This window comes from Helicobacter felistomachi, from assembly GCF_030296895.1.
Taxonomy (GTDB): domain Bacteria; phylum Campylobacterota; class Campylobacteria; order Campylobacterales; family Helicobacteraceae; genus Helicobacter; species Helicobacter felistomachi.
Map to the genome: position 1 here is coordinate 923,855 of NZ_AP028022.1, position 24,754 is coordinate 948,608.

The following is a 24,754-nucleotide window of genomic DNA, read 5'->3' on the forward strand; positions in this document are numbered from 1 at the left end:
CTTAAAATTAATGTCTTGGGCTGTTTGTGTAGGCGTTAAAATCTTTAGGGCGGAAGATTTTACCTTTAAATCCCCTCAATTTCATCGGTGTAGCCCAAGATAAAAGTTTGCCCAGCCGTTAAAACGGGAGTCTTGTGGGCGTTGTCGTAATCTGTAGATTTGACAAGGTATTTTGTGGGTTGTGTGTAGCCCAAAACCTCCCCCAGCTTTACAAACTCCACCCCATCCGGGCAATGTTCTTGTAATAATTTTTCTAAAGGGTGCTTAGGCATGCTCTAACCCTGCGATGATTTGCTCTAGCTTCTCTCTTAGGGCTTGTTGTTTGGCGACAATGGCGGCGATTTGGGCGTTTAATTGGGCGATGTCTAGCCCCCCGCCCTCCTCTTTGGGCTCTAAATAGCGGCTTACTGAGAGGTTATAGCCATTGGCTCTAATCTGCTCTGCCCCCACTAAAATCGAAAAATGCGGCAACTCCTCTCTATTCTCATAGACCTTGAGGATTTGAGCGATGTTGCTTGGGGCTAGTTTGTTTTGTGCGTCTGCACGCACACACTCTAAACTAGCATCTATGAACAACACCCGTTGATCGCGTCTATTCTTACGCAAGATCAGCACGCAAGTCGTGATGGTGGTCCCAAAGAAGAGATCGGGGGCTAGGGCGATCACCGCGTCCACAAAATTACGCTCTACGAGGTATTGGCGGATTTTTGCCTCCGCCCCGCCCCGATACATCACCCCCGGAAACTGCACAATGGCACAAGTCCCCTTAGCCGAGAGCCATGAGAGCATGTGCATCGTGAAAGCCAAATCCGCCTTATTCTTGGGGGCAAGCACCCCCGCAGGGGCAAAGCGGGAGTCATTGATGAGCAAGGGGTCATCATCGCCGACCCAAGTGGTGGAGTAGGGCGGGTTAGACACAATGGCATCAAAGGGCTCATCGTCTTCGTGCTTGGGCTCTGTGAGGGTATTGCCATAGGCGATGTGGAATTTATCGTAATCGATGTTGTGTAAAAACATATTCGCCCGGCAAAGGTTGTAGGTGGTCGGGTTGATTTCCTGACCAAAAAGGCCCTGTTTGATGTTGTCCTTGCCTAAAATCTTGGCAAATTTGAGCAAGAGCGAACCGCTCCCACAACAAGGGTCATAAACTTTATTGATGTCCTTTTGCCCGTGCAAGACCAATCTGGCTAAGAGCTCGCTCACCTCTTGGGGGGTGAAAAACTCGCCCCCACTCTATCCTGCAGCACTAGCATACATGCCCATCAAAAACTCATAAGCGTCTCCAAAAACATCGATCCCGCTCTCTTGGTAGTCATCAATTTTTATTTTTCTTGCGAAATTTAAAAGGCTAATGATCCTTTCGTTTTTCTCCTTGACGCTATTGCCCAGTTTGTCGCTATCCATGTCCAAATCCGCAAAAAGCCCTTTAAAATTCTCTTGCGCTTCGCCCTCTAAGCTGGAGGCTTCAATGTTTTGGAAGATTTTATTTAAACTGATATTAAGGTTTTCGTCTGTATCTGCCCGTTTAAGCACATTGCAAAAAAGCTCGCTAGGTAGGATGAAAAAGCCTTTTTCCTTTAAAAGCACATCCTTGGCAATCTGTGCCTGTCCATCGTTTAAGGTGGCGTAATCAAAGTTTGGATCTAGGGCTTGTTCATTGGCATTGATATAGCTTGTGAGATTCTCGCAGAGGTAGCGGTAAAAAATCATGCCTAAAACAAATTGCCTAAAGTCCCAGCCATCCACCGCCCCTCGGAGTTTGTCCGCAATATCCCAAATGCTCTTAAAAAGCTCATTGCGTTTGGCTTGTGCGTTTTGCTCGTTGTTTTGCTTTGTTGGTGTGGTGGCTTCTTGCATGGCATCCTCAAAAAAGGGGTATTTTAACACAAATTTTGGTTCTTATGATTTTTGCTTTAAAATCTGTATAACCGCTTCTAACCCGCAAACCATGGGCTAACCAAAGACTTTTCTAAGTCTGTTTTGAGCTGTATATTCAGAGCCACTTGATCTGCTAGCTTTGTTTGTGTGCCACTAAGATCTACTTGGAGATCATCATTCTGCTTTTGCAAGGCGTCTTTTTGTGCCTACAAGTCCTCTATTTGGTTTGCAAATTTGGCGATCTTATCTCTCTATGTCTCATTTTCTAGGCGCAGATCAGTGTTTCTAAGATTGGTGTTTTCTTCCTTAAGGTTTTTAATCTTTTTATCTTTCTCTTCTAGCTCCGCTGTGAGTTTCGAAGTTTTGTCCCTATAGTATTGGGCATCCAATTTGGCTGTTCCAACATTCGTCCATAGGCATCGCTGCTCTTAAACTCTTTAGTGATCTTACCTATATCTCTTTCTAGCTCTTCAATACCCTCATTGTTGCAAATCATATCGCTATCAAGATAATATTCCCAAAGATTAACGCCAATCTAACGACAACCCTGGTAAAGATTTACCGAAACACTTCAACTGTCCGCAAAACAAGCAACTGACTAGCTAAAAGTCTATCTATGATTGGGGGTTCTTACCAATCAAGATTTAAACAAATATAACCATGATTCCTTTTTCTCTAGGCGGAGAATATAAGGCTTGACACTTTTAGCAAATTTTTGCTAAAGCTAGAGTGGGGACTGCCCGAAGTCGCGCCTTTGGAGAAGGCGGGCTGTGTGTTTGCTAGATTATGATGTATAAGACCCCGTAAGAAATTAGACGGTTGGAGATCGAGCCCTGTAAGTCCCTACAAATAGGGGTGATTGCCCAAGGAAAGTAGAGCAATGATCATGAAAGAAAAAATTTATCCACATATGTTACACGCCACAATTAATAATTCTATAGGCAACATTAAAAACCATTTAACACTGGAGCATCTTGTCAGTTTATTTCTAAACCCTCCAAAAATATTAACTTTGTTGGAAAAATATGCGATCGATGTGATTCAAAAAGAGGCAACAAGGCAAGAGATCGATTCTTTTAGTCAGGCATTTCATATCCCACAAAAAGAGGTAGAGCACATTTTGTCGCTGAAAATCCAATGGTGATGCTAAGATGCTAAATATGAACGAACTTGAGCTAAAAACAACAGATGAGATCATTGGCATATCCCCATAGCTAAAGCTAGGGGGTTTACGGCGCGAGTGGTAATACCGAATGACCTTAACCTCACATTAAATCCAAGCTAGCTAGTTCTGTTAAGGTTGTCATCTAAACTGACCTAACTACTCTACTGAAGTGTTAGATTCAGCTTAGACTATCTCCATATGCCCTCTTGAAGTACTGCGAGGCTTTTTGAGGGTCTTTAGGGACACCCAGGCCTTCTGCATACATCACCCCCAAGTTGAAACAAGATTTGGAATGCCCTTGATCTGCAGCTTTTTGGAAGTATTCTACAGCTTTAAAATTATCTTGAGGCACACCCTGTCCTTTATAATACATAATCCCCAAGTTAAAACAAGATTTCACATGCCCTTTATCTGCAGCCTTTTGATAATACTTAGCAGCTTTCAAGTTATCTTGAGGCACGCCCTGTCCCATAGCATGCATGACACCTAATTTAAAATTAGCCTTGCAGTAAACTTCAACGCCTCCGCTATCCACAGCTTTTGTATAATACTCTAGGGCCTTAGAGTAGTCTTGCAAAACACCCTGTCCTTTAGCATACATGCGCCCTAAATTAAAACAAGCATCAGCATCTCCCATATCTGCAGCTTGTTGATAATATGCGGCAGCTTTAGAGTAGTCTTGTAAAACACCTTGCCCTTCGTAATACATCACTCCCAAATTAAAACAAGCACCAGCATTCCCTAACTCTGCAGCCTTTTGATAATATTTGAGAGCCTCTTGGAGATCTTGGGCGATTATCCGACCTTCATCATACGCAATTCCTAAATTAAAACAAGCATCGGAATGTCCCAATTCTGCAGCTTTTTTAAGGAATTCTAAGACTTTTTCATAATCTCGGTTTTTACGCGCCTCTTGAGCCATGACAAAATACTGGTCGCCACTTTCTTTTGGCACAGACAACCTCTAAAATAAACTTTATATCCATAACCTTAAAATACGATGCAGGAATTATAGCAGTGTTTGGCACTCTTGAAAAGAGGAATCGTTGTATTTTGTTATACAATTGCATTTTTCAAAATCAATTAGGACTCGTTGCCAAACTCCACCATATGGCTCCCTAGAAAGACTTAAAAACTACACTTTCAAACGCTACCCTACCTACAACTTACCTGAAAATAGGTAATTTTGGGATGCTGATTGACAACGACACAAATACACTCATGAAACCTGCTCCTATCTTTGACAATGGGCGGGCGTTCATCAATTTCATTAAAGGGGGGCAGAGCTCCCAAATCATCCACCACTTCAAGCTAGGGCGCAAAACCCCGTTTTTTAAAAGTTATTTTAATCACCGCTTTGACAAGCTCGTAAAAATGCACGCCATGCCTAAACATTTGGCAATTTTAGACAAACTCAAAGACTTTGCCTTCATCGCACACCCTCAATACACCCCATCCGCAAGTTTTCTTGCTACCCTAAGCCAAGTGATTTGTCAAAGGGCAAAAGATGCTAAAAGGGTGGTAGAGCGAGCGTTACAAAGCAAATAAGACCAGCTAGACAAGGGTTTTATCTAGTCTAACTTATCCAACTTGTGAGACAACTCTTGTTTGATCTGCTCTTTTTTGCGTTTTAAATGCTCTTCTAGGGCTTCTTGGATAAAAGTGCTCTTGTTCTCTTTGAAACGCCCAAACTCTTTAAGGTAGGTCTCTAGTTTCGCCATCGTGGCTTGAGACAAAAACAAGGTGTAGTATTTCTTGGTGTCCTTGTTTGGCTCGTTGGTGAATTTGGAGTTCTAGAACTTCTAGTTCGTTTGCGTCCATGTTGGTGCCTCTCTTGGTGTTTTTAAATTGCATTGGTGCTCCTAATGTGGGATAGAGAAGTGGGTGCTCAACTCATCAAAGAATTGTTCCCACTCAGCCTTAGCTTTAGGGTCGTTGTACTCCATCACTCCTAAGCCCTCGGCGATGCTGCGCTTAAAGGCGATGCGCTCACATAGGCTGCTGTCTAACAAAAAAACTCGGTCGTTGGTGTTGTGTTGCTTGATGAAGCTTACCAACGCTTGTTTTTCTTTGAGGATGGGGATGGGGGGCATGCGGTTGATGAGAATCAAGGCTTTTAGTTTCTCGTTGAGAGCTTGAAGGTTTTCAATGCGCTCAAACATTTCCAACAAAACAGCGGTGTCTAGCTGGCTTGGGGTGGTGGGAATCAGCACAAGATCGCTGAGTAAAATCGCCCGTTGGCTCTCTTTAGAATGCTCGCCCTTGGTGTCTATGACAATGGTGTGGTACTTACCTATCATTTGTTTGAGCGTGTCTGTGATGTTGCCCGTTCTGTTAAAAGGGGGAAGGTGGGCAAATTAGTTTCGCCCCTGATATTGACAAAGACTTCTACGCTTTGTTGTGGGTCGGTGTCTAACACCACGATGTCTTTTTGCTCTTTTAAAAACTGCAAGGCTAGGTTGATGCATAAAGTGCTTTTACCGCTCCCCCCTTTTTCATTGGCGATGGTGATGATCATAGACTCTCTCTTTGGTGGAAAATACCATAAAATACAAGGCTTTAAAATACCGCAAAATACATTAAAATAATATACAACAGCGCAAAATATAAGAAAATACAAAGTAGCAGCATAAATTACTAGACCTTACAAATCATGTAAAACAATACAAAATACCAAACAACACCGCGCAATAAATAACCATAAATTACAATAATTTACAATAACACAAAATATCATATCAGATAATACTTTATCATACAACACAATACATTACAATATAAATAATATTGGGAATCGTAGTTTTTGAGTTTGGGGCTTAGGGCTCTTAATTAAGTAATGCAAGCGCAAATACTTAAATATGATACAGCATAATACAATACTTAAAAACACAACACAATACCATAAAATTATTTTATGCTTAATACTTTTAATGATGTTAGAATAGTGCACCAAACTTAGAACCTATGCCGTTGGGGTTGTGTTTGTATTGTTGGGTGCTCTCATAAAAGTATGATGGGGTGCGGGGGGTGTTTGTATGATTTTTTAAAGGTGACGTCAATGGTTTCTTTAGTTCCAGACAAGGATTGTCTTGGTGTTTTTACCATTCAAAATGATTTTAGTGTTAAAACATATCCAAATATCGATCGGAGTGCTCCATCTAAGTCTTTTCAAAGAGGTGTGTTAGGTTTGGCTCGTGTTTTAGGGAATCACAATGTTTCACTTGATAGCAATGCAGAACGACAAGAGATTGATGGCGCAATCGATCGGGTTATGGTGACACCCAACCGATGTGTATATCTACAAGTACCCTTTCTCTCCCTTAATCTCTAAAACTTATCCTCAAGGTTTTTAAAGCCAAAGGGCGGGGAGAAGCACTATGCTGGGTTTTATGGGTTTCTTTTTCATGTTCTTTTCTTGATTGTTGTTTTATATTTAGCACTCACCATTGAAATAGGACTCTCTTTAGAACTCGCAATACCTTCACCATTGCCAAAGTGTCCAGTTTACAATACGCCAAAAGGGCTTTTTTGGTCCGTTCTTGTTGCTCTTTTGGCATGTGGGGCATTTGCTCATAAGAAGTGGCGGCATCTGCACCATCGTGAATCAAATCTAATTGTGTGTAGGCGTTTTCAAAGGTAGGCACTAGGGCGGGCAAGACTTTTTTAATCGAAAATCTGCCATGCATTTGTGGGGTGTAGTAGTGTCTATGCTTAAAGGGAATCATTAAATCCTGCACATTGTGGCAAATTTTTAACAACGCAACGCTCAAGTCTTTATGTGTGTGGGCAAACAAGGTGGCAAGCTCAGTGAGCCTATCTTTCTCAAACGCCGCATTGTAAGCCAAGACACATGCATTAGTGGGGATCACCTTTACGAGGCTTTGCGCCAAAGCCAAACGCCCATCAGTGCCACAATCTGCTAAAAACTCCTCGTGTTTTAGTTTCCCCTTGCCAAAATCAATGTGTATGGAGTATTGGAAGGGGATTTTCATAAGAGGGCGCACCCCATCAAATTCGGGGATCACTTGCTGAAAAGCTTCAAAATCCAAATGGTAGATGGGGTAGCGCAATTGTTTTAAGAAAGCTCTGATTTTTCTACGCTCAATGTGGGGGGCATTGCGCCATGCACACCTAATTTGCATTTGTTGCCGCCAATTAAACACCGCTAAATCTTTTTTACTCAAATTCCTAAAAAAGACTCTCCCTCTTTGGTACAAGGGCATGGCTGTTTTAAAAGAAATCTGTGGGATTGCAAAGATGTGTTCAAACCCCACGATTTTTCTTTGTTTCTCCCAGCAATATGTTTTAGCACGGCACTTGTGGGGGTGTATGCAATGCCTACCGATGTCTATTTTAGGTTCTGTGGGGCTTGCCAGCACTTGAGACATTTGCGCTAAAAGTTCGGGGATTTTCTTTTGTAAAGGTGCTATTGCTTCCAAAAATGAGCTTTTTAAAAAGAGTTGTGTGGAGTCTAGTGCCCCGTGCCGGGTGTAGTTGTCATTAAGACACAGCAAACACGCATCGCAAATGTTGTAGCCCAAGCTTTGCAAGACATAGCATTGTGCTGCCAAATCCCATAAATGCGTTTGTAGGGTTGGATGCCCGCCTTGTGTGCAAAGGCTCGCGTGCTTACTCACCCCATAGAGCACCACGCCCATAAGCGCCCCGCTCTTGTCGCGTACAATCTCTAAAATATCCACATACAGGCATAAATTCCCGTATTGAAAAGTTGCCCCGTAAAGCACGCTATGCCCTTGACGCAACAACTCTTGCGTTTCAAGCACTTGTGCGTCTTTGTCTTGATGTTGTGCCACTTCTTTACCCCCCACAAACAAGCCTTGCGCCGCCCTAAGCACCTCCATTTCTTGGCGCAAATTCCTTTTCTCTTCTGTGTTCAATGCACTCAGTGTTTGAGGCATGTGCGTTTCTAACCACAGCATTTTGTGGCAACATAAGCCGTTTAAAAATCCAAGCCTAGAGAGTGTGGCTTTTTCTTGTTCAAACATTTGGCTTAGTTGTGGGGGAAGTTAGTGGGCGTTTTGTTGCCCCTTTGCCTTTTAGCGTTTCTTCCGTGACAACACACACAAACCCCTCCCACGCCTTCATGTCAAATCTTAGGTAGTGGATGGTTTGGGCTAGAAGGGTTTTGATGGCACGCATGCCCGTTTCCTCTTGCATGGCCTGGACGATGAGAGTTTCTCTAGCCCCATTGTCTATCTCTAAATCACTGCCATGTCTTTGGAAATGTTTGCGAAAGGGCTTTAGCTCGTTTATGATGGCATCGGCGAGCATTTGGGGGTTTATGGGTTCTAAAACCACCCTTAAGCCAATCCGTCCGACAAACTCTCTAAACAGCCCACAGCGTTGTAAATCCTTGCTATTCACCTCTTCTAGGGCTTTATTGTAGGGCATAGTGGGAGCGGGGTTTTGTGTAAAGCCGATGGGGTTTTGGGATTGCTCTGCATTTTTGCCTGTGTTGTTGGCATACAAGTCCTTAAAATGCCCGGCAAAGACAAACAAAATTCCATCGGTTTTCATGGTGATGCTCTGTTTATTGTGCTCAAAGGTGATGGTGTGCCCCTCCATGAGTTTTAGAAGTTCGGTTTGCACCAAACTTTTAAATTGCTGGTCGGTCACCTCTAAGCCCAACTTATCCACTTCATCTAAGAAAATCACCCCTTTTTGGGCTTTTTCTATGTCTTTGTCCGCATTGATGTAAAGCCCAATGAAAATGCTTTGCACCTCTTCGCCCCGCCACCCTGTGGGGGTTAAGCTTGAAGCGTCTGCGATGTAGTGGGGGATGTCTAGGTTTTTTAAGAGTGTGGTTGTCATAAAGGTCTTGCCACTGCCCGAGGGCCCGATTAAAAGCAAGTTGGTTTTCTCTAGGCTGGATTGCCCCAAAGAACGGGCGTGGTGTTCGCTGATGGCGATACATAGGGCATGTTTTGCCTTTTCTTGTCCGCTCACTTCATTTAAAAAGCCCATGAGGGTTTCTGGGGTGTAGAGCAAGGGTTGTGTGTCTGGCACTTCCTCTTGGCAATCCATGTCAATTGCCCCGCCATGCACCATAGCCGTCATTCTATCCCCCTCGCTGGTGTGCTTCAATCTCTCTTCTCTGGGAGTCTTTGTTTCAAATCTTTCGCTTCTTTGAAGAAGGGGGAGAGTGTTGTGTCTGCCTCCTTGTAGAAAAAAATTAATATCTCTAGAGAGCGTGGGCTTGTCGTTTAACAAGAGTGCAAAAGGGGGGAACCCTAACACGCGATCTGCTTGCCACGCCCCCTCTATTCTTGCTATGTGTAAGGGGAGTTGTAAATGCTCGAGCATGGCATAAAAACAAGAGTGCCATCTCTCCCGCTCAAAACGCCCAAAACGGCATAACATAGAGAAGTGAGGGGGTCTTAGTCTTGACAATAAAGCTGCTAAGGTGCCTTTATGCTCTCTTTTAAACAGCTCTTGCAAGCGTTCTAAAGCCCATAATCTAAAGACAAGAGGAAAATAATAGCGGTGTGTGCCATCTATGTTGATAGGGACACTTGTAAAAGCGATCTCTGTGCGTTGCAAAGCTCTGTCTAGTGCAAACGAGGCGTTTAGCTCTAAAACCCCACAGCCTTTTTCTAAGTAAAGGCGCATCAGTCTTGTTTTTGGCTGTAAAAGGGGCGACTTCAAGGGGGTTTGGCACAAGATATGCACTAAATGTGTGAGGTTGTTTCTCTCTTGCATTTCCTGTTGTTTAAGTGTCTTGCAAATGTTTTCCACAGAGTCTTTAGACAAAAATCTTTGGGGGGTGTTTGTGTCTTTTGTGATTTCAAAGAGCAAGATTTCTCCCACTAAGTAGGGTTGCAATTTGCAAAATGCCCTTTGCAACTCCCAATCATTACCCTTAAAAGCTTCAAGCAAATCCCATTTAAACGCTTCAAAGGGGATATGTAAATCACCTGAGTTGCCAAACAAGCCCCCAAAATCGCCTTGGGCACCATGTTTGTCTATGTGTTTGCGGATTTGCTTAGCGTGGGCGAAAGAAAAACACCCACATAAGAAATTTTTAATCTCGGCATGGTTGGCAAACACTTGCTTAGGCTCTTTGCTTTGCCGTTCTTGGCAAATTTGGGGAAAGAAAAGATAATCTCCACAATCCTTAGCGATTTGGCTAAAGTCAAGTGGCAAAACTTGCACTTGCTCTTCTTGTTTAGGAAAATCCCAAGCTTTAGAGCCTTTTTGCCATCCTTGTTTTTTTAATAAGATTTTAGAGTAGGCTAGTCTCTCATTCTCGAAGTCAAGAGCATAACTTTTAGGTAACAAGCCATAATTGTTAAAAAGGCGTGTGCTGATGCGCTTTTCTAAGTCGTGGCGCACACCTTTAGAAACCAAAAACTCTCTAAACTCGTAGTATCCCATTTTTGCCACTTCTTGCATCCTTGACCCTTTCATTTTTTTCAAGAACACAGGCATGGTAGAGTATTTTTGCTTATCGGTTTCTTAGTGTATAAACAGATAGCTTGTTTTTCTCTCAGTACAAGCTTCGGGTGTGTGCCTTGATTTTTATAAAGTTTTTACGTATAAACATTTTAAACATTTTAAAGGTTGATTTTGTTAGGAGAAATACCCCCCAAACAACAAGCAAATCTTTTCTTATCTGTGATTGTGTGCCGGGGGCGCAACAAACATTACCCCGAAGAGCCCGGGGTCAAAGTGGATTACAGATTCGATCTTTTCACACCCCCAAAGGGCAAGGAGGGGTTTCGTAGTGCTAAGGGATTGCATTGCTTTGAAAGACTCTATGCACGGACATATGCCCGCAAATACACAAAGACGGAGCGCACAAGGGGGTTCTTCCCTAGAAGGGACAATGCCTGTTTAAAAATGGTGTTTAATGTCTATGAAGACACCAAGCACAGCCAAATCACCCGATTGATTGGCAAAATCGCCCGTGCTACAGACTTTGTGCTCTTAGAATACAATAAAATCAAACCCACCGCTTGGGAAGTGTGGTTTTTCACCTTGGAGTTAAAAAGCGGCAAGCAACTCGCCCGCTACTCTGAGTCTTTGAGTAAAGAAAATTTAATGCGCTTCCAAAGATTTATTTATGAAATCATAGAGCCAAAGGTAGAAACCCCCGAGCAAGGGATGTTTATCTCAAGTAAGGAGTATTTAACACTCGCACAGATCAAGCAAGAACACCAAGACTTACAAGATAAATATCAAGCCCTGCAAGCTAAATTAAAAGAGATTGAAAAGGACACGACAGAATTTATAGATGCTGTTGAAGAGTGGTTGTTTTTTACGCAACTCACAAACCCTAACCCTGAGCTAGAATATTTAATACGTTTTTGTGAAAAGGCAAACCCCTTTATGAAAAAGTATTTTGGGACTTTAATCGGGCTTAAAGAGTTCGGGGGACAAAGGGCGATCTCTTATAACACGCAAGAGTTGGCACGACTTAAAAGAGAGAAAGAAGGGTTTTACACTAAAGACTTGCTTAGAAAGAGTGAAAGCGAATAGATACTTTAAGCCCATTGCTTGAGACTACTTGTGTCTTATGGGCGGATTTTGAGGTTTTTTATCACTACACAATACAATATTAGTATTGTAAATTATTGTATTTTACAATATTATATTTATAATACAAGTATTTAAAACAAAATTTAATTATTTTTAGGTGTTTTGTTGTAAAGTATTGTATTTTAATGTCATTTATTGTGATTACCATTATTTTACATTGTTGTATAGTGCGGTGTTGCAAAGTATGGTGCTATGTTGTATTTATGTTGTAGTGTTGTGATTGACACCCGCTACAAACTAAAATCTCTCTCAAGTGTGCCAAGCCATAGCTGGATAGAGTTAGAGCTTAAGCATTAGTAAGCATTTGTTATAATCTCCATTAAAACTATAAAAACTAGATTAGGGCTAAACAATGGCACAAAATCTCAAAGAAAACATCTTAGATGCCTACACTATTGTGGAGCATTTGGGGGAGGGGGACATTGATAAAAGAGACAAGAAACTAAAACCCCTTGGCACACTTGACTTTGAGTTGCCCGATCAAAAAGACTACAAGCAATATTTTTTAAACGAGCTACAAGCATTTAAAGATAGACAAAAAATACAAGACGATAGGAAAATGGGGCTTGTGTGTTACTTTGGGATTTTTGCCTTTGAGGAAATCGTGCAAATTTTTAGAGAAAAATACAACATCCAGGCTGAGGATGACAATGACGACATCGTTAAAGGTGATAAGTTCAGTTTGGCTCTTGTGTTTGACAAAGACTTAAGTTTTGTAGAAGACAAGACTTTTTACACAATGAGTGCTTATGTGCGTGAAAATGGGGATCTTACAGAAGACATGCAAGCCCATGAAAAAGAGCTTAAGCATGCATTGCAGATACAATTTGAGGAGCAAGGATTTGATGCAACCTTTCTAGATCTCTGCAAAAAATATAAAGTGGATAAGGACAATTTTAGATTTGTTTTGCTCAAAAATATAGACACAGAACTCACTAATTTACATTCTTTTTTTATCAAAGATCTACAGATAGCCAAGAGTCTAAACAATAAAAATCTCACCACTTACTTCAGTGAATCCAATAAAGCCAAAAAGAATTGTGACAGCGAAAGTAACTCACCTAACTTTAACCCTAGTTTGTTTCACGAAATCTTAGCCCCTAAAAACTACCCTTTGGGGCGTTTTGTGGCGGACAGCAAATACGCCCTCTCTTTCATGCAACAAGTGGCTTTAAACATTGCCCTAGATGAAAACAATGAACCTTTAAGAAGTGTCAATGGACCGCCGGGCACGGGCAAAACCACGCTCTTAAAGGATGTTTTTGCTGAGCTTGTGGTGCGCCAAGCCTATGAGATTGTGCAATTAAAAGATAAGACCATTAAAAGCCATGTTAATTGCAAGTTGTCTAAAACGGAGATGGCTGAGTTGGGTCTTTTGCCTGAGAATATAGCGGATAAAAACATCTTAGTAGCTAGCTCTAACAATGGAGCGGTGCAAAATATTGTCAAAGAGTTGCCTAAAAGCAAAGAAATTGCAAACGAGTTTAAAGAGTTGGCAGAAAAGATAGACTACTTTTCAAAAGTGGCTAACAATGAAATAAAAGACGATGAGGGAGAACAAAACTGGGGGTTGTTTGCGCTTGAAGGCGGGGCATCCGCCAACGTCAAAAAACTATTAGAAAAAATAGAAGCAATGGTAGAAACTCTGCAGGATTTGCAAAATAAACAGGATTTAAAGCATACATGCCAAACATGGCTCAAAGCTTATATTAAAGCGCATTTTCCCGTTGATATAGATTTTTTAGACATTCTAGATTTTCAAGATGATGATAAAGACACCAGGCAAGATTGTTTTGACATTTACAAAGCTTTTTTAGCTCTCTACCACCATGTAGACAAGAAGCGTCAAAAGATGCAAGCGTATAGCCAGAGCTTGACCGAGTTAAGCCATTTGCAACAAGAATACATAGCCAAAACTAAAGACTTTGAAAGCGCTAAAACTAGAAGAAAGAATGAATTGGATGCAAAACTCTATGAGTTAGAGCATAATAGAACCAATATAGAAACGAAAAAGCAAGCCTTAACAAAAGAAATGGGGCAAGTCCAAACACATTTGACTGGTATAGATAGGGGTTTGCAAACTTTGGAAGAAGAAAAGCGAGTTTTAGAGTCTAATAAACCCGGCTTTTTTGCTCGGGTTTTAGGAACCTCTAGCTTTAGATCATATAGTGAAAGAGAGCAACAAATCCTCACGCAACTAGATGCCTTGAACCAGCAAAAAGGTGAGAGTCGCGCACATTATAGCCGGCTTGCTACAGAATTACAACGGCTACAAGCTTTAAACATAGACCAAGAGCAACAAAGCCTACAAGAAAATTTTAATCGGTTTGTCAGTCAAAGCAACAAGGATTTAGAGAATTTAGAACAAAGAATAACCCATTTGTCAAACACCCAAGACACCATCATTAAACCCCTAGATTTTTCTTTGTCCTATGAGGATTTGCAAAAATCTAACCCTTGGTTTAATGCCGACTTTAGAAAATTACAAAGCCAACTCTTTTTGTTGGCTCTAGGGGTGAAAAAGCAATTTTTACTAGATAATTTAGACAATCTTAAAAATGCTAAAGATATATGGGGCAATGCCTATAAGCTCAAAGATAAAGAAAATGGCAAAGAATTATTAAAAGGGGCTTTTCATTGGATCAATCTAGCCATCCCTGTCATCAGCACCACTTTTGCCAGTTTTCAGCGCATGTTCAATGCTTTGGGTAAAGAAACAGATTTTATCGGCAATCTTTTTATCGATGAAGCGGGGCAGGCTGTGCCCCAAAGTTGTGTGGGCGCGCTCTTTAGAAGCCAAAAAGTCATGGCTGTGGGCGATCCTTCACAAATTAAACCCGTGCTTACCTTGCACCCAAGTCTACTCAATCTCATTGCTAGAAAATACAATGTAACAGAACACTTTTTAAGCTATGAAACTTCTGTGCAAAGCATCACGGACTATATCAGTCCCTATGGTTACCAAAAACAAGACAAGAGTTATATTGGTATCCCCTTATGGGTGCATAGGCGTTGCAACAGCCCTATGTTTGATATATCCAACGCTATTTCTTACGATGGGCTAATGGTGCAGGGCAAAGATAAAGCTCATGGCAAAGCGCAGTTTTACGATGTCAAGGGGCGTGCTGACAATAAATTTGTGCCAGAGCAAGCAAATTTTTTAAAAGGGCTGATTGGAGCAAAATTGCAAGAAAACCAAGAACTGAAAGCAACCCCAGAGGGCATTAAAGACAAAGAAAACAAAGACGCGATTTATGTGATTTCACCTTTTAGAAATGTTGCCTTTAAGCTTGCAGAGTCTTTAAAGGATTTGGGTTTTAAACATAAAAGAGATGTCGGCACGGTACATACTTTTCAAGGCAAAGAAGCCAAGATTGTATATTTTGTTCTAGGGGCTGATGAAAACTCTAAGGGGGCGGCGGCTTGGGCGGTAGGTGAGCCTAACATTGTCAATGTCGCCGCCACAAGAGCCAAAGAAGAATTTTATATCATTGGGGATAGGGATTTGTACCAAAACTTAGGAGTGATGAAAAAAACCATTGAGGTGATTGAGGATTGTAGCAAGCGTTGCCCTTAAGTTATTGTCAAGGAGTTTTAATGCCACCAAACAAAGACATGCCAACCACACCCAACCAGAGCGCAAGGGATGCCCTGTTTAAGGCGGTGAGAGAAAAATGCCAAAGCAAGCTCAAAGACCCTGAAGTGTTGGCGGTCTATCAAAGGTTAGCGCAAAAGTAATGTTTTATCTCGCCTTAGAAGAAGCCATCATTTTGCACGATGAAATATTAGGACTCACACAAGGGTTAAAGGGTTATAGTGTTGAGCGGGTCGGTTATTTAGGAAGCGCACTAGAGAATATCCAAAACGACACCTACTACCCCACGCTTGAGGACAAATGCGCCCATTTGATGTTTGCATGCATTAAGTTTCACCCCTTTGCCGATGGCAATAAACGCTCTGCCATTTACCTTGCCGTCCATTTCTTAGAAGCTAACGGGGTGGATACCACAAATTTTGAAAAAGACTTTGAGGACCTTGTGGTGTTTGTCGCTGCAGGCAACACTAATAAAGCGCAACTAAGCGCACATATTTGCCCCTACACCAAGCATAAAACTTAAATAGGCTCACTATGCAAGGCGCAAACCCCCCTTTAGACTTCACCCCCTACCCCCAAGATAAAACAAAATTCTATGACGGGGCCAATGGCAATAAAATCGCCATATTTTTCAACAACGCCCGCTATATGCTGAAATTTCCGCCTAAAGTCAAGCCCACTAAAAACCTTGAAATGACCTACACCCACGCTTGTTTTTGCGAATACATCGCGTGCCACATTATTAAGTCTTTAGGCTTAAGGGTGCAAGAAACAATGCTTGGGACTTACTTAGATAAAGTAGTCGTGGCGTGCAAAGACTTTACAAGCGACACCGAGATTTTTGTGGATTTTCTCTCGGTGAAAAATGGCATTTTAGCCCTAGAGAGTGGGGGCAAGGACACGACCTTAAGCGGGGTGTTGCTTGCCATAGAGCAACAAGGCATTGTGGAGAACACAGCTTTAAAAGCACACTTTTGGGAGATGTTCATTGCCGATACTTTGATAGGCAACTTTGATCGGCACAATGGCAATTGGGGGTTTATCAAAGACTTAAGCACACACAGCTACTCCATTGCACCCATTTTTGATTGTGGCTCGTGTCTATACCCCCAAAGCGATGCCGCTCATATGCAACAAACCCTAAGCGACAAGCAAGAATTAAATGCACGCATTTATAGCTATCCCTGCTCTATGCTCAAAGACGACCATGATAAAAAACTCAATTACCACAATTTCTTAACAACCACTGAAAACAAGGACTGCCTAAACACCCTTGTCAAACTCGCCCCCAAAATGGACATGATTAAAATCCATTCTACCATTGACAACACGCCCTTTATCTCTAACTTACACAAGGACTTCTTAAAAGTGGTGCTGACACATAGAAAAGAAAAGATCATAGACAAAGCCTACGCTAGGGCTTTAACCCTGCTCTAGACATTGCTCTAGGCTTTGACACTTTCTAGCTCCATTTTTTATCTTACCCCTTTTCATCCTTTTTCGCAGACTCTCAAACTCTGCATGCGCGTAATTGTGGCGCAATTTAGCAAGATTCTTTGCGCTCACTTTGTTTTTCTTGGCAAGACTTTCAAAGCTCTCTTGCGCCTTTAGCATGTCCGCTAAAATTGCTTGAAATTGACTTTCACTCACCCCAAACTCCCCTTTAATGCGCTCAAATAAAAGCAAAGAAGGCAAGTATTTATCGGGAGCAAAGCACAAAGCGTGGGTTTGTTTGGCAAAGTCTTTAGGGTCGGGCGTGAGATCAAAGGCGGGGCTTAAGCGCCACTTGCCTTTTTGGTAAAGCAAACCATGGTTTTTTAAATGGTCATCGCAATTGCCAAACAACCCATTAAAGACCATACGCCTAAAAAGCTCTAATCGGTCTTGGGCTTCAAGCTTTTTAGCGAGATTGCAATAATCTTGGTTGAGTTCATCTTGTGCGCTTAAGAGTGTCAAGGCAGACATATAGGGGATGCGCTCATTATTCTCTCTATCAAAGCGTTTGACCAACAACACCGCCCCCATGTCTGTGTGTAGTAAGTGGCTCTCACAAGTGTTGATTCCTGCAAGGCGCGCTACTTCTAGCATGGTCTGCTCACACGCGACAACTTGTGTGTCTTTGTCTTTGATAGAAGAAAATTTAGCGATGTAGAGCACATTGTCTTTGACGACACTTGCTTTAGGTCTAGCTCCCCCTAAGCTCCCCGATGGGGCAAGAAGTTTTTGAAAGTCGGCTTGGCTTGCTTGCCCTTGCTCTAGCTTGACACAAGCCCTTTGCAAGTCTTGTAAGTGAATAGGTTTAGGGATTTGGCTTGTGTTGCTGATAAACGCATTACCCACAAAGCAGCGCAACGCCCCGAGCCTAAAAAAATCACTCACCCCTAGCAAATAGGCACTTGGGCTTAAAAGCCCTTGCTTGCCTCTTTGCACAAACCGCCCCCAGCGATCGGGGCAAGTATCAGTAAAACACCCCCACAAAGTTGTGGAGAGTGTGGGAGTCTCACAAAAAGGCAAAGCAGGGTCTAGGCTAAAACCTTGTTGCAACCACTTGGGGCTGTAGGTGAATTGATAGGTTTCTTTCAGCCCCTTAGCCCATATCTCAAGCGTGCCGACAGATGTTGTGTTGCAAAAGATAGAAATTGTCATGGGGGTATCTTAGCGCATCGCGTTTAAAACAAAGAGAAGCAAGAAAGGGGTAAATATACTCACTACACCTTTAACAAGAGAGATGTTCCTCTCCCAACTTGCCACGCAAGATATATACCCAAAAACACTAAAAACAAGCCTTAACTGAAGGCATGTTATCATCCGTAAAAGGCAAAAAGAACTCACATGAGAATAAGTGGCACATCTATAGACACTACACGACAGGCGGTAAAAGATTGGTTAAAAATCTTTCATTTAAAAGACATTTGTTTGGATTATAGCCCTAAACTCCCTTCTAGTGTTGAAGCCCTTTTGACTAAAAAGCTTTATTTGACAGCAGGAAGTTTATTAAGGTTGCTACAGCGCAAGCGTTTAGATCATGTTCCATGGATTAAAAGCACGCTTGAATCTACGGATTTGGTCTTACAAGAGCAAGACTTTTATCTGTTTGTTAAGGAGATTGGTTGTCAAGATAGGGTGTTTTGCAGTTGTGCTAAGGATTTTGAAACAAAATTCATTGTGGTGGGCAATGCCTATAAAAGGGTCGCCACACTTAAGAATAAAATCAAAAAAGGTGCAAGGGTTGTTTATAAAAATGAAAATGCTGTGAATATGTTTATAATTTAGCTTTAGTTGCAATTGACAAAAAGACCACATGGCACTTAAACTAAGCAGTTTATCCTCTCTGCAAAGAGAAAATCTTTTCACCGCTCTAAGGGTTGCCCTCACACACCACAGCAACGCCCTAGAAGGGCTTAGTCTGTCTTTAGAGCAAACCCACACACTCTTAACAAAGGGACTCACAGCGCACAATAAGCCCCTACACGAACAACTCATCATTTTAGGCTTTGCCAAAGCCTATGATTTAATTTTGTATGAAAGTGATAAAAAAACACCTTTAAGCATAGCCTTGATTAAAGACTTACACTATTTATTGTTTAAAAGTGCTTTAGAGATCACCCCGCAGTTTGTTTCTAAACCTATCGGGGCTTACCGCATGGCTGAAGTCATTGTGGCGGGTGCAAATTTTGCCCCTACTCCCCCGCATCTTGTCGCCCAAAAATTAGAAAATCTATTGTTCCAAACCCCAAGTACTCTTGATTTAACCCAAATCGCGATGTTTTATACGGCATTTGAAAGCATACACCCCTTTATGGATGGCAATGGGCGCACAGGGAGGCTTGTGATGACTTTTCAAACCTTACAAAATGACTTGATCCCGCCCTTGATTTTGGAACAACAACGCCAAGAGTATTTGAGTCTTTTAGAAAGTTGCCAAACTCAAGGCGATTATAGGGATTTTGCACACTTTTTAGAGCGTTGCCAAAAACAAAGTTTAGAGTATGCCAAACAAGGAAACTTAGAAAATTTTATTGAAGATTTGAACTAAAACCCTATTTAAAAATATTCTTAGCAAGCATTGACTCTCTTAGCCATAGAAAAATCCAACTCAAAGCGTTTTTCAGCCACTTCTTTGAGTATCCCTAAATCCCTTAAACGCAAAATGTCGGGCCCTATCTCGTTTGTGATGGCCTTTAAGGCGGTGCCAACACAATCCCCCCTTAAACTCTTTAAATGTCTTGCGAATAAAGAGTTAAGGATTTGGACTTGGTTTGCGTTCAATTCTTGGCTAAATCGTTTTAAAATACACTCTTTGAACATGATTAAGCCCGCTTGTTGATAAATCAAATCTATCCCCACTTCTAGGCTTTTGACACCATATTTAACCCACTCTGTTAGGTTGTTGTGCTGTTGCTTGTTTAGAATGTCAAGAGTGTCGTAGTAATCTTTGCGGGTCTTATAAATGCCTAGCGATAACCCATAGTAGCCTGTGCTAAAAACTTTTGAGTGGGCTAGTAGATTGTAATGAATCAGCCTTGCCATACGCCCATTGCCATCGTCAAAGGGATGGATCAGCACAAAGATTAAATGAGTTAAAAAGGCGTGGGCAATTTGCTTTTCTGGCGTGCCTTCTTTGTGGTTTGCAAAGTGCAAGAAGGCTTGCATGAGCCCTTCTAAATCCTTAGCAGGCGGGGCGATGTAGTGTATGCTTTCCTTGTTCCCACGCACAGACACCACTTGCATACGCCCATATAGATCTTTGCGGTAAGCCCCGATGTCAATGGGCCATAAGCCGTATTTGGGTGAAATGAGTAAGCCCCTATGACACGCTAAAAGCCTCTCTTTGTCCCATTGTGTGGTGTCCTCTCTTGTATTATGCAACAACATAGCAAGGCTGTCGGTAGGTTTTATTTGTTTGGAGCTTGTGGCTGTGGGATTGTTTAAGATGTGCTCAAAGGATGCATACAGCGATGCCCTATTTAACTTCTCTGCTTCAATAAGAAATGAGTAAATCAGCTCATCGCTTAACACCTCTGCCAAAATCTCCACATTGTGTGCCACTTGATTCAACTTGTGGATTTTTACAAACAGGTTAGACATGTCTATGCTCTCATAGACAAAGTCCATGTTCTTAAAGAAAGTGTGCTCCCATATCCACTTAGGCATGGGCGGATTTTAGCGCAAATGCCTTAATGCCCACCATTATTATATTTTATTCACAGCCCCCGCCGTTTGCACCACTTGACAAATCCACTATACACACTTTTATTCTGGATTTCTAAGAGCTTATAAATCGCCATATAGCTTAAGCCCTTAGAGCGCAAGATGCGGATGTAGTCTAAGTGTGGATCAAGTTGCGGGTGCTTTCTTAACCGCCCCTTTTGCCAACCCAGCTTGACACCCTTAGCCTTTAAGGCTTGCAGTCCCGCTTTGGTGCGCTCACTAATGAGTGTGCGCTCGGTTTCGGCTAAATAAGCATAAATGGCTAGCAGTAACTTGGAAGTGGCGGAATTAACATTAGAAAGCTCAGGCTGCCTAATAAAAATAAAAGACACGCCCTTTTTGTCTAACTCTAAGAGTAAATTAATGATTTCGTGCATGGTGCGCCCGATACGGCTAATCTCAGTGGCAATGAGCGTGTCACCCTTTTGTAGCTTTACTTTCAATTCTTCAATGCGTCTTTTAGCTTGGGTTTTCGTGCTACTCATCTCAATGGCAATGGTCTCATCAATTTTTAGCCCAAGCTTTTTAGCGTGCATTTCTATGGCGTGGTCTTGGCTGTGCATGTCTTGCTTGTCGGTAGAAACACGGATATAGGCAACAACCGCCATTAAACTCCTTTAATCGTTTTAATGATCTCTTGACCTCTTACTCTTAGCATCGTTTCTCCTGCTCGTAACCACTTTTCGGGTAGGTTATATTGCGAGTGGTGTGTGAAGGTAAAATCCTTAAGTCTTTCTAATAGGGGGATGTGGCGGGGGCGCACCACTAATTTAATCTGTGTGTCAAATTTCAAGTCTAGCGCACTATCCACACTTGCAAAGAAGGCGGGGATGTTGTCTAACTCACTCTCGCTCATTTGCCCCAAAAATGCCATGCCATTGTCAAAGATAGGGGCGGGTTTAGCAAAAGTGTTTGTGTCGTTGTCTAACAACATCCCAAAATTGCCTAAGTGGCGGTCTGTGTTAAACACCAAGGCATCAAAGAGCAATAAATCTTCTACAAACTCTTGCCCCAACACCTGAGCCAGCATACAAAGGCGGGCTTTGGGGTCGTGTTGTAAGCGTTGGTATTTAGGGTAGTCTATACACTCTAAGATAGGCACAAAGCCGATTTGTTCGCTCGTGAAAAGCTTGCAAGTGCAAACAATTTCGCCATGTTGCTTGTCTAAATCGTAAAAAAGAGCATTTAGCCCCATTGCCTTAGCGACTTGGGCGATGTAGTGTTCGGAATAGCTCTCTGTGCCTATTTGCCCTTTAATGAGTATGATTTCTCCCGTTGTGTCTTTGTGCCAACACTTCTTAAGCATGCCATTTGTGGTGAGTTCGGGAGAAAGCTTTAACCCGCTTGTTGGTAATTTGGTTTCTGTGCTTTGTCCTGTGAGTGCGGTCAAACTTACAGCTGTATTAAAGGGGTGATCGTAGAGGTTAAAATCTTGCCATAGGTAGTTACTCCCACTTGGCACAATCCAAAAGCTGTCGTTGAGCGATAAAGCAAGTCCCACTTTAGCGTAAGATAGGGGGTCGTTAATGTCAGCGCCTAGGGTATTAAGAATTTCAGGCATGAATTGGCGGTGTTTAGGGATTTGGCGCGCTTTAATCCATTTGATTAGGTGTTCTTTTAAATTTTGTTTGCCTGCTCCTTGAAGGCTTATAGGGAGCAAGCGGGGGGCTAACACTTCAAGCGTGGCGATGTCTAAATTTTTTTGTGCTTTATCCACACTAAAACTTAATACATTTGTGTTTTTACTTTTTAAAATGTATTTTTGCACCAAAAGCCTTTTTACATGAATTGCACTTTAAATATAGTTCTAAGATATTACTATAAGAGTATTTTAGCAAGGGTTAAAAGGCGCTGTTGAAAAGACAGATAACGGGCGTTAAAGGGGAGCTAATCCCTAAAGAGTGGTATGGCTATGGATACAAGCATATCTATATGAACCCCAAGTACAAACACCACGCCGCCCAAAAGCCTGTAGAAATATTAGAGCATTGCTTAGCCATTGTGCCTAGTGGGGCGTGGTGTTAGATTGTTTTTTGTGGGAGTGGGAGCACAGGGTGGCGTGTGCAAACTTGGGTTTAGATTTTATTGGGGTGGAGAAGTCTAAAGAATATGAAATTGCTAAAAAGCAATTTAGAGAGGCTAAAGCCCAAGGGTGCTTAAGCTTTGCGCCCCCAAGAGGGGGGCAGGGGGGCAAACTTACAAGGATCAGGGCGCGCTTAGGCTCATCGCCACGGAAGACAACACGCTCTAGAAGCGCACACGCTTGGAAGAGCGCAAGAGCCATACAAGGGCACACACAACGCATTTGAGAGATAGTAGCGGGTGCACAGGGAGCACGGATACAACACCTATGGGCTTAAATGCCATTCAAGTTTATTTTAGACTAGAATCTGTTGCAACATCTGCCCCCTCTGTAATAAGTCTATAGCCTCACCAATACTCCTTAAAAGATCAATTTTTCATAGGTCATGAAAATCCCGATGTCTTTGGCATTTTGATCTAATTGCAGATGAGTAGAATCTACCTGCCAGTTGAGTTCATGGGGGATCAAAGGGATGTCAACTCCCCATTTGATGATATTTGTTGAAAACTGAAACCTAAAACCTAAGTCCACATCTAAATTGTAAGAGGCGCGCCATAGACTTTTATCCCCAGCACCTAACACAAAGTTGGTGCTACCTCCCTGTACACCTGCAAACATTCCATAAAACAAGGGAGATTGGTAGTTTTTAGGCACATTGAAGTCATAGATCAAATTCCCCCCGACATCTATTTGGATGTCTTGGAGGTTTTTGAAGAATGAGAGGCGGCTATAAATAGGGCTGCGTATATAGCCATAACCTAGGAAAGCATCTAAGGAAAACCCTAGATGTTGGCTAAAAAAGTGCTGGTAGCTAGCCACCAGACTACCATTGATGCCCATGTCATGGTAAAAGGCATTGCTAAAGGCATGCACCATGCCTGATAAATTGGGACGGGTGGCAAATTGAGGAACATTTAAACTTGCAATCTTGGCAAAACTAAATTTGTAACTAAATTTTGGGTTGGGGAGTGGACTAATAGGGGAGGAGGTTTGCCCGGGGGTGTGGGAGTTGGATAAGGGTTGTGTGCTCGCCCAGGAGTGGGAAAACTAGAGGTGCTAAGAGTATTTAAGTAAGATTGGTATGCATTGATCAGTCCCTCTTCAGCATTCTGAATGGTGTTTTCATTATAGCTCCTGATCTTTTTCAAATCAGAGATCAACACCGCTTTTTGGTAGAACCATGACTGGACTTCTATGAGCTGGTATGGATTGGTGGGCAGTATTCCTTGATTTAGTTTGGGCACCATGTTTTGTATGCAATTTATAAAATACTGCCCCCACCCACCAGCAGCTTGAGCAGCACTTTGATCCACCCTGCACGCGCTACCTTGAGCTTCGTGGTAACCATCTTGCTGGTATTGGCTAAATTCTTGGGGGTTCCAGGGCATTGTCAGTATCGCTTTATTGGCGCTAATCATTGCATTGATCGCATCAAGATTGCCACTAATGGATTTAAGATTATTCAAGAAAGCCTGCCATGAAGGGGGCTTGCTTATCTGGTTTCCTTGATTGTTATATTGGGGCACATACTCGCGGATGTTTTGAATCAGGTGGTCTAGCGTTTGGTTGTAATCATTGACAACTCCTGAAGCTTTACTATATTGCTGCTTTTGTTGATCATAAGCCCGTTCTTTTTGCTGATACTGGGTGTTTTCTTGTGCGGTTTGTTGGTGTTTTTCAAGAGCGCTCTTGTAGGTAGCTTTGGCTTCATCTAATGCCTTATTATAGGCATCGATCGCCTCATTGATCTCATGGATTAAATTTTTAGATCCCTCTTGCAGGGCTTTTAGAATGTTGGCATACTCGGTGCTGGCTTGCTGGATTTCTGGAGTATCTGGAATCTGTTTGTTAGCTATCATCGCATCCAGTGCTCCAATCTTTTGTGCAATGGCCTGCTCCAAAGTGTTGTCCTGGCTTTCAAGCCCATTTAAAAGCGGAGTGGATAACGGATCGAGGTTGTTTACATCCCCTGTAGTAGAAACCTGATTGTTTTGTGCCCTATAGGTCTCCTTATTGTTCTTCAAGGCATTCTCTATGGCTTTGATCGCTATGCTATTGAGATTGGCAACAAGCTTGTCAATATCGGCGTTGAGTTGCTGTTGCAAGGCAAAAGCTTGGGTATCAGAGGGATTAGAGGCATTGTGCTGTGGTGCTTCATAAGAGGGGCTCACATTTGTCAAACCTAGCCGCCCCCTACAAAAAACCCATCGCGCACATCAGCAAACACCACGCCTAAAACAAGGGGTATGGATAAAAATCTTTT

At 42.3% G+C, this 24,754-nt stretch carries 24 protein-coding genes and 2 pseudogenes; 11 read left to right on the plus strand and 15 right to left on the minus strand.

The annotated features are described in order from the left end of the window. Positions 1-65 precede the first annotated feature (65 nt). The 3 genes and pseudogenes from QUE23_RS04835 to QUE23_RS04845 form a co-directional block, all read right to left on the minus strand. Entirely contained in the window at positions 66-272 is a 207-nt protein-coding gene (locus QUE23_RS04835; RefSeq protein WP_286347989.1) for a restriction endonuclease subunit S domain-containing protein, read from the minus strand. After that, positions 265-1,857: pseudogene (locus QUE23_RS04840) on the minus strand (type I restriction-modification system subunit M). Before QUE23_RS04840 ends, QUE23_RS04835 begins: the two are co-directional and overlap by 8 nt. A 272-nt stretch (positions 1,858-2,129) precedes the next feature. Next, complete coding sequence (locus QUE23_RS04845) at positions 2,130-2,267, minus strand: hypothetical protein (protein ID WP_286347990.1); 138 nt, start codon at positions 2,265-2,267, stop codon at positions 2,130-2,132. A 491-nt stretch (positions 2,268-2,758) separates the two neighbouring features. Here QUE23_RS04845 and QUE23_RS04850 point away from each other — a divergent pair, with 491 nt between their 5' ends. Continuing rightward, positions 2,759-3,022 (plus strand): hypothetical protein, encoded by a 264-nt coding sequence (locus QUE23_RS04850; RefSeq protein WP_353622213.1) that lies wholly within the window; start codon positions 2,759-2,761, stop codon positions 3,020-3,022. 199 nt (positions 3,023-3,221) lie between these two features. On the opposite strand, the gene QUE23_RS04855 is transcribed toward QUE23_RS04850, so the two are convergent. Further along, positions 3,222-3,998: a tetratricopeptide repeat protein gene (locus QUE23_RS04855; protein ID WP_286347992.1), complete on the minus strand. Its 777-nt coding sequence runs from the start codon at positions 3,996-3,998 to the stop codon at positions 3,222-3,224. Between the two features lie 236 nt (positions 3,999-4,234). Between QUE23_RS04855 and QUE23_RS04860 the strand changes: the two genes are divergently transcribed. Beyond that, complete coding sequence (locus QUE23_RS04860) at positions 4,235-4,591, plus strand: hypothetical protein (protein WP_286347993.1); 357 nt, start codon at positions 4,235-4,237, stop codon at positions 4,589-4,591. A 23-nt stretch (positions 4,592-4,614) separates the two neighbouring features. Here the strand turns inward: QUE23_RS04860 and QUE23_RS04865 are convergent, their stop codons facing one another. The 3 genes and pseudogenes from QUE23_RS04865 to QUE23_RS04875 all read right to left on the minus strand — a co-directional run bounded on the left by QUE23_RS04865 (position 4,615) and on the right by QUE23_RS04875 (position 5,561). Next, positions 4,615-4,764, minus strand: coding sequence for a hypothetical protein (locus tag QUE23_RS04865; protein ID WP_286347994.1), 150 nt, complete (start codon positions 4,762-4,764; stop codon positions 4,615-4,617). Continuing rightward, the gene (locus tag QUE23_RS04870) at positions 4,739-4,897 is read right to left on the minus strand and encodes a hypothetical protein (protein WP_286347995.1); all 159 of its coding nucleotides are present in this window, start codon (positions 4,895-4,897) and stop codon (positions 4,739-4,741) included. Before QUE23_RS04870 ends, QUE23_RS04865 begins: the two co-directional genes overlap by 26 nt. An 8-nt stretch (positions 4,898-4,905) precedes the next feature. Beyond that, positions 4,906-5,561: pseudogene (locus QUE23_RS04875) on the minus strand (AAA family ATPase). Between the two features lie 540 nt (positions 5,562-6,101). Between QUE23_RS04875 and QUE23_RS04880 the strand changes: the two are divergent. Next, complete coding sequence (locus tag QUE23_RS04880) at positions 6,102-6,374, plus strand: hypothetical protein (RefSeq protein ID WP_286347996.1); 273 nt, start codon at positions 6,102-6,104, stop codon at positions 6,372-6,374. Positions 6,375-6,483: 109 nt separating this feature from the next. Here the strand turns inward: QUE23_RS04880 and QUE23_RS04885 are convergent, their stop codons facing one another. Together QUE23_RS04885 and QUE23_RS04890 are read right to left on the minus strand one after the other, a co-directional pair. Further along, positions 6,484-8,049, minus strand: a complete 1,566-nt coding sequence (locus QUE23_RS04885) for a DUF2779 domain-containing protein (RefSeq protein ID WP_286347997.1) — start codon at positions 8,047-8,049, stop codon at positions 6,484-6,486. After that, a complete protein-coding gene (locus QUE23_RS04890; RefSeq protein WP_286347998.1) occupies positions 8,042-10,456 on the minus strand; it encodes an AAA family ATPase in 2,415 nt (804 codons plus the stop codon). Before QUE23_RS04890 ends, QUE23_RS04885 begins: the two co-directional genes overlap by 8 nt. Positions 10,457-10,630: 174 nt before the next feature. Between QUE23_RS04890 and QUE23_RS04895 the strand changes: the two genes are divergently transcribed. From QUE23_RS04895 to QUE23_RS04915, 5 genes are all read left to right on the plus strand, one after another. Continuing rightward, positions 10,631-11,542 (plus strand): hypothetical protein, encoded by a 912-nt coding sequence (locus QUE23_RS04895; protein WP_286347999.1) that lies wholly within the window; start codon positions 10,631-10,633, stop codon positions 11,540-11,542. Between the two features lie 412 nt (positions 11,543-11,954). Next, complete coding sequence (locus tag QUE23_RS04900; protein WP_286348000.1) at positions 11,955-15,179, plus strand: DEAD/DEAH box helicase; 3,225 nt, start codon at positions 11,955-11,957, stop codon at positions 15,177-15,179. 20 nt (positions 15,180-15,199) lie between these two features. Continuing rightward, positions 15,200-15,340 (plus strand): hypothetical protein, encoded by a 141-nt coding sequence (locus tag QUE23_RS04905; RefSeq protein ID WP_286348001.1) that lies wholly within the window; start codon positions 15,200-15,202, stop codon positions 15,338-15,340. After that, positions 15,340-15,720 (plus strand): type II toxin-antitoxin system death-on-curing family toxin, encoded by a 381-nt coding sequence (locus QUE23_RS04910; RefSeq protein ID WP_286348002.1) that lies wholly within the window; start codon positions 15,340-15,342, stop codon positions 15,718-15,720. Before QUE23_RS04905 ends, QUE23_RS04910 begins: the two co-directional genes overlap by 1 nt. 11 nt (positions 15,721-15,731) lie before the next feature. After that, positions 15,732-16,634, plus strand: a complete 903-nt coding sequence (locus tag QUE23_RS04915; protein WP_286348003.1) for a HipA domain-containing protein — start codon at positions 15,732-15,734, stop codon at positions 16,632-16,634. Here the strand turns inward: QUE23_RS04915 and QUE23_RS04920 are convergent. Next, positions 16,620-17,843: a type II toxin-antitoxin system HipA family toxin gene (locus QUE23_RS04920; protein WP_286348004.1), complete on the minus strand. Its 1,224-nt coding sequence runs from the start codon at positions 17,841-17,843 to the stop codon at positions 16,620-16,622. The two genes, QUE23_RS04915 and QUE23_RS04920, sit on opposite strands and share 15 nt — an antisense overlap. Before the next feature lie 186 nt (positions 17,844-18,029). Between QUE23_RS04920 and QUE23_RS04925 the strand changes: the two genes are divergently transcribed. After that, on the plus strand, positions 18,030-18,470 hold the full coding sequence (locus QUE23_RS04925) for a hypothetical protein (protein ID WP_286348005.1): 441 nt from the start codon (positions 18,030-18,032) through the stop codon (positions 18,468-18,470). A gap of 28 nt (positions 18,471-18,498) precedes the next feature. Further along, the gene (locus QUE23_RS04930; protein ID WP_286348006.1) at positions 18,499-19,233 is read left to right on the plus strand and encodes a Fic family protein; all 735 of its coding nucleotides are present in this window, start codon (positions 18,499-18,501) and stop codon (positions 19,231-19,233) included. A gap of 20 nt (positions 19,234-19,253) precedes the next feature. Here the strand turns inward: QUE23_RS04930 and QUE23_RS04935 are convergent, their stop codons facing one another. From QUE23_RS04935 to QUE23_RS04945, 3 genes are read right to left on the minus strand one after another with little or no spacing between them, the layout of a single operon-like run. After that, entirely contained in the window at positions 19,254-20,351 is a 1,098-nt protein-coding gene (locus QUE23_RS04935; RefSeq protein ID WP_286348007.1) for a Fic family protein, read from the minus strand. Positions 20,352-20,401: 50 nt separating this feature from the next. Continuing rightward, positions 20,402-21,016, minus strand: a complete 615-nt coding sequence (locus tag QUE23_RS04940) for a recombinase family protein (RefSeq protein WP_286348008.1) — start codon at positions 21,014-21,016, stop codon at positions 20,402-20,404. Then, positions 21,016-22,176, minus strand: a complete 1,161-nt coding sequence (locus tag QUE23_RS04945; protein ID WP_286348009.1) for a HipA domain-containing protein — start codon at positions 22,174-22,176, stop codon at positions 21,016-21,018. Before QUE23_RS04945 ends, QUE23_RS04940 begins: the two co-directional genes overlap by 1 nt. 86 nt (positions 22,177-22,262) lie before the next feature. On the opposite strand from QUE23_RS04945, the gene QUE23_RS04950 reads away from it, so the two are divergent. Further along, positions 22,263-22,433 carry a hypothetical protein gene (locus QUE23_RS04950; RefSeq protein WP_286348010.1) on the plus strand — a complete coding sequence of 57 codons (171 nt, stop codon included), beginning with the start codon at positions 22,263-22,265 and terminating at the stop codon, positions 22,431-22,433. A gap of 418 nt (positions 22,434-22,851) precedes the next feature. On the opposite strand, the gene QUE23_RS04955 is transcribed toward QUE23_RS04950, so the two are convergent. Together QUE23_RS04955 and QUE23_RS04960 are read right to left on the minus strand one after the other, a co-directional pair. Continuing rightward, positions 22,852-23,367 carry a hypothetical protein gene (locus QUE23_RS04955; RefSeq protein ID WP_286348011.1) on the minus strand — a complete coding sequence of 172 codons (516 nt, stop codon included), beginning with the start codon at positions 23,365-23,367 and terminating at the stop codon, positions 22,852-22,854. A gap of 38 nt (positions 23,368-23,405) precedes the next feature. Further along, positions 23,406-24,662 carry a GumC domain-containing protein gene (locus QUE23_RS04960; protein ID WP_286348012.1) on the minus strand — a complete coding sequence of 419 codons (1,257 nt, stop codon included), beginning with the start codon at positions 24,660-24,662 and terminating at the stop codon, positions 23,406-23,408. Positions 24,663-24,754: the final 92 nt, after the last annotated feature.

Excerpts from the sequence above, each read along its gene's own strand:
- QUE23_RS04835 (WP_286347989.1), bottom strand. The coding sequence starts at position 272 with ATGCCTAAGCACCCTTTAGAAAAATTATTACAAGAACATTGCCCGGAT.
- QUE23_RS04850 (WP_353622213.1), top strand. The coding sequence starts at position 2,759 with ATGATCATGAAAGAAAAAATTTATCCACATATGTTACACGCCACAATT.
- QUE23_RS04860 (WP_286347993.1), top strand. The coding sequence starts at position 4,235 with ATGCTGATTGACAACGACACAAATACACTCATGAAACCTGCTCCTATC.
- QUE23_RS04865 (WP_286347994.1), bottom strand. The coding sequence starts at position 4,764 with ATGGCGAAACTAGAGACCTACCTTAAAGAGTTTGGGCGTTTCAAAGAG.
- QUE23_RS04870 (WP_286347995.1), bottom strand. The coding sequence starts at position 4,897 with ATGCAATTTAAAAACACCAAGAGAGGCACCAACATGGACGCAAACGAA.
- QUE23_RS04880 (WP_286347996.1), top strand. The coding sequence starts at position 6,102 with ATGGTTTCTTTAGTTCCAGACAAGGATTGTCTTGGTGTTTTTACCATT.
- QUE23_RS04885 (WP_286347997.1), bottom strand. The coding sequence starts at position 8,049 with ATGTTTGAACAAGAAAAAGCCACACTCTCTAGGCTTGGATTTTTAAAC.
- QUE23_RS04890 (WP_286347998.1), bottom strand. The coding sequence starts at position 10,456 with ATGCAAGAAGTGGCAAAAATGGGATACTACGAGTTTAGAGAGTTTTTG.
- QUE23_RS04900 (WP_286348000.1), top strand. The coding sequence starts at position 11,955 with ATGGCACAAAATCTCAAAGAAAACATCTTAGATGCCTACACTATTGTG.
- QUE23_RS04905 (WP_286348001.1), top strand. The coding sequence starts at position 15,200 with ATGCCACCAAACAAAGACATGCCAACCACACCCAACCAGAGCGCAAGG.
- QUE23_RS04910 (WP_286348002.1), top strand. The coding sequence starts at position 15,340 with ATGTTTTATCTCGCCTTAGAAGAAGCCATCATTTTGCACGATGAAATA.
- QUE23_RS04915 (WP_286348003.1), top strand. The coding sequence starts at position 15,732 with ATGCAAGGCGCAAACCCCCCTTTAGACTTCACCCCCTACCCCCAAGAT.
- QUE23_RS04920 (WP_286348004.1), bottom strand. The coding sequence starts at position 17,843 with ATGACAATTTCTATCTTTTGCAACACAACATCTGTCGGCACGCTTGAG.
- QUE23_RS04925 (WP_286348005.1), top strand. The coding sequence starts at position 18,030 with ATGAGAATAAGTGGCACATCTATAGACACTACACGACAGGCGGTAAAA.
- QUE23_RS04930 (WP_286348006.1), top strand. The coding sequence starts at position 18,499 with ATGGCACTTAAACTAAGCAGTTTATCCTCTCTGCAAAGAGAAAATCTT.
- QUE23_RS04935 (WP_286348007.1), bottom strand. The coding sequence starts at position 20,351 with ATGCCTAAGTGGATATGGGAGCACACTTTCTTTAAGAACATGGACTTT.
- QUE23_RS04940 (WP_286348008.1), bottom strand. The coding sequence starts at position 21,016 with ATGGCGGTTGTTGCCTATATCCGTGTTTCTACCGACAAGCAAGACATG.
- QUE23_RS04955 (WP_286348011.1), bottom strand. The coding sequence starts at position 23,367 with ATGGTGCATGCCTTTAGCAATGCCTTTTACCATGACATGGGCATCAAT.